8 protein-coding genes are annotated in these 6,847 nt (G+C 72.3%); 5 read left to right on the top strand and 3 right to left on the bottom strand.

Annotation, left to right across the window (positions count from 1 at the left end; genetic code table 11):
• The 3 genes from AOK17_RS45665 to AOK17_RS45655 form a co-directional block, all read left to right on the top strand.
• The coding region (locus AOK17_RS45665; RefSeq protein WP_245697811.1) for a thioesterase domain-containing protein at positions 1–868 on the top strand (868 nt) is incomplete at its 5' end.
• 109 nt (positions 869–977) lie between these two features.
• The gene (locus AOK17_RS45660; protein ID WP_055618556.1) at positions 978–2,462 is read left to right on the top strand and encodes an AlkA N-terminal domain-containing protein; all 1,485 of its coding nucleotides are present in this window, start codon (positions 978–980) and stop codon (positions 2,460–2,462) included.
• A 20-nt stretch (positions 2,463–2,482) separates the two neighbouring features.
• Positions 2,483–2,974: a methylated-DNA--[protein]-cysteine S-methyltransferase gene (locus tag AOK17_RS45655; protein WP_055618554.1), complete on the top strand. Its 492-nt coding sequence runs from the start codon at positions 2,483–2,485 to the stop codon at positions 2,972–2,974.
• 51 nt (positions 2,975–3,025) lie between these two features.
• Here AOK17_RS45655 and AOK17_RS45650 read toward each other — a convergent pair whose 3' ends face one another.
• The 3 genes from AOK17_RS45650 to AOK17_RS45640 form a co-directional block, all read right to left on the bottom strand.
• The gene (locus AOK17_RS45650; RefSeq protein WP_055618553.1) at positions 3,026–3,751 is read right to left on the bottom strand and encodes an SIR2 family NAD-dependent protein deacylase; all 726 of its coding nucleotides are present in this window, start codon (positions 3,749–3,751) and stop codon (positions 3,026–3,028) included.
• A 132-nt stretch (positions 3,752–3,883) separates the two neighbouring features.
• On the bottom strand, positions 3,884–4,375 hold the full coding sequence (locus AOK17_RS45645; RefSeq protein WP_055618552.1) for an NUDIX domain-containing protein: 492 nt from the start codon (positions 4,373–4,375) through the stop codon (positions 3,884–3,886).
• 57 nt (positions 4,376–4,432) lie between these two features.
• Positions 4,433–5,530 (bottom strand): ADP-ribosylglycohydrolase family protein, encoded by a 1,098-nt coding sequence (locus AOK17_RS45640; RefSeq protein ID WP_055618551.1) that lies wholly within the window; start codon positions 5,528–5,530, stop codon positions 4,433–4,435.
• A 139-nt stretch (positions 5,531–5,669) separates the two neighbouring features.
• Between AOK17_RS45640 and AOK17_RS45635 the strand changes: the two genes are divergently transcribed.
• Entirely contained in the window at positions 5,670–5,924 is a 255-nt protein-coding gene (locus AOK17_RS45635) for a hypothetical protein (protein WP_055618550.1), read from the top strand.
• A 121-nt stretch (positions 5,925–6,045) separates the two neighbouring features.
• On the top strand, positions 6,046–6,847 hold an 802-nt coding region (locus AOK17_RS45630), incomplete at its 3' end, for a glycerate kinase (protein ID WP_079053665.1).

Here is a 6,847-nt window from a genome sequence, read left to right as displayed (position 1 = left end):
GACCGAACCCGTGCCCCGCCCCTCCCAGACCCTCGCCACCCTCTACCGCACGCTCTGCGCGAAGGGCGAGGTGACCGCGGGCATGCACATGCTGGTCTCGGCGTCCCGCGCTCTGCCGACGTTCGGCGCGGACGAGAGCCGGGCGCACGCCCTCCCACCCGTTCGCCGGGCCGAGGGCCCCGCTCGTCCCGTGCTCGTCTTCCTCGCCGGGCACCATCCGCCCTTCGCCGTACCGGGAGGGGAGTTCGCCGACTTCCATCGCTGTTTCGACGGCGAACGGGACGTACTGGAGCTCCCGCACCCGGGCCTCGGCGCGGGCCCCGCCGTGCCCGCCGACCGGGAGGCGCTGGCCCGCACCCACGCCGAGACGGTCCTGCGGCACGTCGGCGACCGGCCCTTCGTGCTGGTCGGCGCGTCCACGGGCGGCGCCACCGCCCATGCCGTGACCCGGGAGCTCGAAGGGCTCGGGACGCCTCCCGCGGGCCAGATCCTGCTCGACACCTACCTCATCGACGAGGAGAACAGCCGCAAGGACTGGCTGCTCGCCCTGCCCGCCGCCGTAGCACCCCGCCTGTACGAGGACACCGGCGTCGCCGCCATGGGCGCGTACACGCGGATCTTCATGGACTGGGACCCGGAACCGGTCGCGACGCCGACCCTGCTTGTACGGGCCACGCAGCCCACGTCGGAGATGGCGGCGGGACCGGACGCGGACCGCTGGCGGACGTCGTGGCCGCTGCCGCACGAGCACGTGGACGTCCCGGGCGACCATCTGACCCTCCTCCGGGAAGATGCCCGTACGACGGCGTCCGCGATCCGCACCTGGATCGCCACCCTCGTCGGGACGGAGGGAGATGTCCTCGGGTAGCGGAGGCAGGTGTCCTAAGGTCGCGGAGACAGGCGCCCTCAGGCAGATGTCGGATTCTCGCCAGCCAGTGCCGTGACCATGGCCGATGCTGGGAGGTATGCAGAACGGGATGCACACCGACACCGAGCGCTGCGTACGCGCCGTCCAGTCGAAGGACGCCCGCTTCGACGGGTGGTTCTTCACTGCGGTGCTGACCACGCGGATCTACTGCCGACCGAGTTGCCCCGTCGTGCCGCCGAAGCCGGAGAACATGACGTTCTACCCGAGCGCCGCCGCCTGCCAGCAGGCCGGGTTCCGGGCCTGCAAGCGGTGCCGCCCCGATACGAGCCCCGGCTCGCCCGAGTGGAACCAGCGCGCCGACCTCGTGGCCCGCGCGATGCGGCTGATCGGCGACGGGATCGTGGACCGCGAGGGCGTGCCGGGCCTGGCGACCCGGCTCGGCTACAGCACCCGGCAGATCGAACGGCAGCTCCTCGCCGAACTGGGCGCCGGACCGCTGGCCCTCGCCCGCGCCCAGCGCGCCCAGACGGCACGGCTGCTCATCGAGACGACCCCGCTCCCGATGGCCGACGTCGCCTTCGCGGCGGGCTTCTCCTCCATCCGCACCTTCAACGACACGGTCCGTGAGGTCTTCGCCCTCTCACCGAGCGAGCTGCGCACCCGGGTGCCGAGGAACCGGGCGGCTGGCACCAACTCGTCCGGCACGCCCGGGGTGTTGAGCCTCCGCCTGCCCTTCCGATCCCCCCTCAACCCCGACAACCTCTTCGGCCACCTCGCCGCCACCGCCGTACCCGGTGTGGAGGAGTGGCGCGACGGCGCGTACCGGCGCACCCTGCGTCTGCCGTACGGACACGGCGTCGTCGCGCTCACCCCGACGGCCGACCACATCGGCTGCCGGCTCACCCTCAGCGACATGCGCGACCTGACCGTCGCCATCAGCCGCTGTCGCCGCATGCTCGACCTGGACGCCGACCCGGTCGCGGTCGACGACCAATTGCGTACGGACCCACTGCTGGCCCCGCTCGTCGACAAGGCGCCGGGGCGCCGGGTGCCGCGTACGGTCGACGAGGCCGAGTTCGCCGTACGGGCCGTGCTGGGCCAGCAGGTCTCCACGGCCGCGGCCCGTACGCACGCGGCCCGGCTGGTCGCGGCGCACGGCGAGGCGGTCGACGACCCCGAAGGCGGGCTCACGCACCTCTTCCCGTCCGCCGAGTCGCTGGCGGCCCTCGACCCCGAGGCCCTCGCCATGCCGGCCACCCGCCGGGCCACCCTCACCACCCTCGTCCGTCAACTGGCCGACGGAACCCTTCACTTGGGTGTGGAGAGCGACTGGGCGGAGAGCAGGGCCCGGCTGCTCGCGCTGCCCGGCTTCGGGCCGTGGACCGTCGAGGTCATCGCCATGCGTGCCCTCGGCGACCCCGACGCCTTCCTGCCCACCGACCTCGGAATCCGGCGCGCCGCCCAGGAGTTGGGCCTGCCCTCCACCCCCGCCGCGCTCACGGCACGCGCCGCGGACTGGCGGCCCTGGCGCGCGTACGCCGTCCAGTACCTGTGGGCGACCGACAGCCACCCGATCAACTTCCTTCCCGCATGACTTCGGCCCGAGGACATTCAGTGAAACAGCACACCGTGATCGACAGCCCCTACGGCCCGCTCACCCTCGTCGCCACCGACGGCGTCCTGTCCGGCCTCTACATGACCGACCAGCGCCACCGCCCGCCCGAGGAGACCTTCGGCGACCCGGACGACACACCGTTCACCGAGACGATCGACGAACTACGGGCCTATTTCGCGGGCGAGTTGAAGGAGTTCTCCGTCCAACTCCACCTGGACGGGACCACGTTCCAACGCTCCGTCTGGGAACAGCTCCGGAAGATCCCGTACGGCGAGACCCGTTCGTACGGCGAACTCGCCGACGCCCTCGGCAACCCGAACGCATCCCGCGCGGTCGGCCTCGCCAACGGCAAGAACCCGCTCGGGATCATCGTGCCCTGCCACCGGGTCGTCGGCGCCAACGGCAGCCTGACGGGCTACGGCGGCGGCCTGGAACGCAAGAGGCAACTGCTGGACTTCGAACGGGGAGAGGCAGACACCGCACTGTTCTGAGCGGGGTGACTGCCCCTGCTCCCCGTTCCCCCTTCTCCGGTCCGCCGCCGATCAGTCGGCCAGGCCCCGCAGCAGCCGGGGCAGGGCCGTGCCGATCGGCTCCCGGACGACCTCGTCGGCGCGGTCGTCGTACGGGGTCGGCTCGGCGTTGACGATGACGAGCCTGGCGTCGTGGTCGGCGGCGATTCCGGCGAGGCCGGCGGCGGGCTGGACCTGGAGGCTGGTGCCGACGGCGATGAAGATGTGGCATGCCTTGGTGATGGCGACGGCCTCGCCGAGGACGACGGGGTCGAGCCGCTCACCGAAGAACACCGTCGCCGACTTGAGGATCCCGCCGCACTCCAGGCACGGCGGATCCTCCTCCCCGGCCTCGACCCGGGCGAGGGCGTCCTCCATCGGCCCCCGCGCACGACACTTCGTGCACACGAAACTCCGTGCGCTGCCGTGCAGTTCGAGCACCTTGCGAGCGGGCATCCCGGCCAGCTGGTGCAGCCCGTCCACGTTCTGCGTGATCACCCTGACCGGTACCCCGGCCCGCTCCAGTTCGGCCACGGCCAGGTGCGCGGCGTTCGGCTCCGCCTGCAGCGTGCGGTTCTTCCGCCGCATCTGCCAGGACCGGCGCCGGATCTCGGGATCACCCATGTAGTACTCGTACGTCACGAGCTTCTGGGCCTCGGGATCCCGCTGCCACAGCCCGTTGGGGCCGCGGTAGTCGGGGATCCCGGAGTCGGTGGACACACCTGCGCCACTGAGCAGGGCGACGAGCGGCTTGTTCATGGGCCGAGGGTAGGTCGCGTGTGCATGCGGGGCGAGCGGATATCGGGCGCGTGCGCCTGCACAGCACGCGTCGCGCCCGTCGCGCCCGTCACCGAGTCATGGGTGCGGCGGAGGTGCTGAATGCGGGAGGGCTCAGGTCACGGGATGCCCGTTCTCCAGTTCCACTGTTCCCGCGCCCGTCGCGAGCACGTCCAGTGAGGCGAGCACCCGGCCGATCAGGGAACCCGAGATGTGCTCGGGGAAGTCCTCGGGGGCCACGAGGCGCCAGGACAGGAGTTCCTCCTCCTGGAGCCGGATCGCCTTGAACTGGTCCTCCGACAGGACGCCTCCGTCGTACAGGTACGCCACGATCGGGGGCCGCGTGGTGGCGGGCACCCAGTCGACGGCGAGCAGCCGGCCGATCTCCAGGTCCAGGCCGATCTCCTCCAGCGTCTCGCGGCGGGCGCCCTGCCGCGGGGTCTCGCCGTCGTCGGACTCGACTGTTCCGCCGGGCAGCGCCCAGCCCTCGCGGTAGTTGGGCTCGACGAGCAGCACACGGCCCTCGGCGTCACGGAAGAGCGCGGCGGCGCCGACGAGGACACGGGGGAGCCCCGCGATGTACGTGGCGTAGTCAGGAGTCGTCATTGGGGCAGCGTAACGAGGCCGCCCCGGAGGGCGGGCAAGATCACTCGGGAGTAATCCTTACGAGGTCACCGCCCCGGCCGGCAGACCGGCGCTCACCGCCAACCGCACTGTCCGCTCCGCCAGTTCACTGATCCGTACGCCGTCGAAGCCGAACACCGCGCTGTGCACGGTGTCCTCCAGCGGTACCGTCCACTGCGGGGGAATCGCGGCGGCTCCGCCGAGCACACCCGCGACGGAACCCGCGGTCGCGCCGTTCGAGTCGGTGTCCAGGCCGCCGCGGACCGTGAGCGCGATGGAACGGGTGAAGTCGCCCTCGCCGTACAGGAGTCCGGCCGTCAGGACGGCGGCGTTCGGGACCGTGTGGATCCAGCCGAGGCCCGCCGTCTCCTCCGCCAACGTGTCGAGCGTGGCCTCCCAGCCCAGCCCGGTCTCGTGGAGCGTCATCACCCGGCGCACGGTACGCGCCAGGCGGCTGCTCGCCGGGATCACCGTGAGCGCGGTCTCCAGGGCGTCCCGCACGGTCGGCGCGGTGAACGCGGCGGCCACCAGTGCGGCTGCCCACATCGCCCCGTACACACCGTTGCCCGTGTGGGACAGGACCGCGTCCCGGCGGGCAAGGGAGGCCGCGCGCCGGGGCAGGCCCGGACTGGTCCAGCCGTGGACGTCGGCGCGGATGAGGGCGCCGATCCACTCCTGGTACGGGTTGTCGTAGGTCGCCGTCAGCGGCGGCTTCAGCCCGTTCGCGAGGTTCCGGTACGCCGCGCGCTCCGCCGTGAACGTCTGCAGATACGGCAGCCGCAGCAGCCACAGGTCGCCCACCTGCTCCGTACTGAAGCCGAAGCCGTGCGTCTCCAGGAGGTGCAGACCGAGGATCGCGTAGTCCACGTCGTCGTCCCGGCAGCTGCCGTGGATCCGGCCGCGTACGCACCTGCGCCACTCGGGCCGCAGCACGAACTCCTCGCTCGGGCCGGCCGGCGGCTCCGGCAGGTAGTCGGTGAGGGGCAGCGCGTCGGCCTGCCGCAGATAGCGGTCGATGCGGTCCCGCGTCCAGTAGTCACCCCGCTCCACCGGTTTGCCGAGCATGTTGCCCGCGATCCGGCCGAGCCAGCCGCCGCGGACGCGGTCCGCGAGATCGTCAACGCCCACAGGGGTCATACACCCGGTGTACCGAATTCCCGCCGGTCCTGCCCGCTGTACGTAAATCAGGCATCGCACCACATGAGAGGCTCGTCAGGTTTTAGTCGTATTGCGGTTGGGGCCCGTGAACCGGGGCCCCGAGAACCCTGGGAGATCCATGAAGTCGATGAGCCGTACGACCGTCCTGGCGGCCGGTGCCGCCGCCGCGGTCGTCGCCGTCCTGTCCGTCACCGGCGCGGCGCCCGCGCAGGCGGCCCCCGCCGAGCCTCTGGTGAACACCGGGGACGTCGGCGTACGGACCGGGGACGTCGATGCCCTGGAGGACGTGCTGGAGCACATCAGCGTGCCGTTCGGGGGCAGCGGGACGCTGACGCATCAGCTGTACGACTCCCGCGGCACCGACGCCGGCTGACCCGTGGCCGCTGTCCGGGACGTGAGAACCGCCCTGGGCAGCGGCCCCCTCCTCCGGTTAGGGTCGCAGCGGCGCGACTGCCTTGACGTGTGCAAGGCCCGAAGAGCAAGGGGAATGCAAGGTGGCGGACGCTGCAGTGAATCGGAGCCGGGGCCGGAACCAGCGGGTGCTCATCGCCGCGGACAAGTTCAAGGGCTCGCTCACGGCCGTGCAGGTGGCCGAGCGGGTGACGGCCGGACTGCGCAGGGTCGCGCCGCGGGTCGAGGTCGAGGCGCTGCCGGTCGCCGACGGCGGCGACGGCACGGTCGACGCGGCGGTCGCCGCCGGGTTCGAGCGGCGTGAGGTACGGGTCGCCGGGCCGCTCGGTCACGAGATCACCGCCGCGTTCGCGCTGCGCGACGACACCGCCGTCGTGGAGATGGCCGAGGCCAGCGGCCTGCAGCGGCTGCCCGCCGGGTCCTTCGCGCCGCTCACGTCGTCCACGTACGGGTCCGGGGAGCTGCTCCTGGCCGCGCTGGACGCCGGGGCGCGGACGATCGTCTTCGGCGTCGGCGGCAGCGCCACGACTGATGGCGGGGCCGGGATGCTGGCGGCGCTCGGGGCGCGGTTCCTCGACGAGGAGGGTGAGCCGGTGCCGCCCGGGGGAGGTTCCCTGGGCCTACTGGCCACGGCGGACCTGTCCGGTCTGGACCCCCGCCTCTCCTCCGTCGACGTCGTCCTCGCCAGTGACGTGGACAATCCGCTGACCGGGCCCAAGGGGGCGCCGGCGGTGTACGGGCCCCAGAAGGGGGCCTCGCCCGACGACGTGGCGGTGCTGGACGCGGGGCTCGCGCACTTCGCCTCGGTGCTGGAGAAGACGATCGGGTCGAAGGCGGCGGAGTACGCGGTTGCGCCCGGGGCCGGGGCGGCGGGGGGTATCGGGT

It is taken from the genome of Streptomyces phaeochromogenes (genome assembly GCF_001418655.1).
Lineage (GTDB): Bacteria > Actinomycetota > Actinomycetes > Streptomycetales > Streptomycetaceae > Streptomyces > Streptomyces phaeochromogenes.
This window is presented reverse-complemented; position numbering and strand designations above follow the sequence as displayed.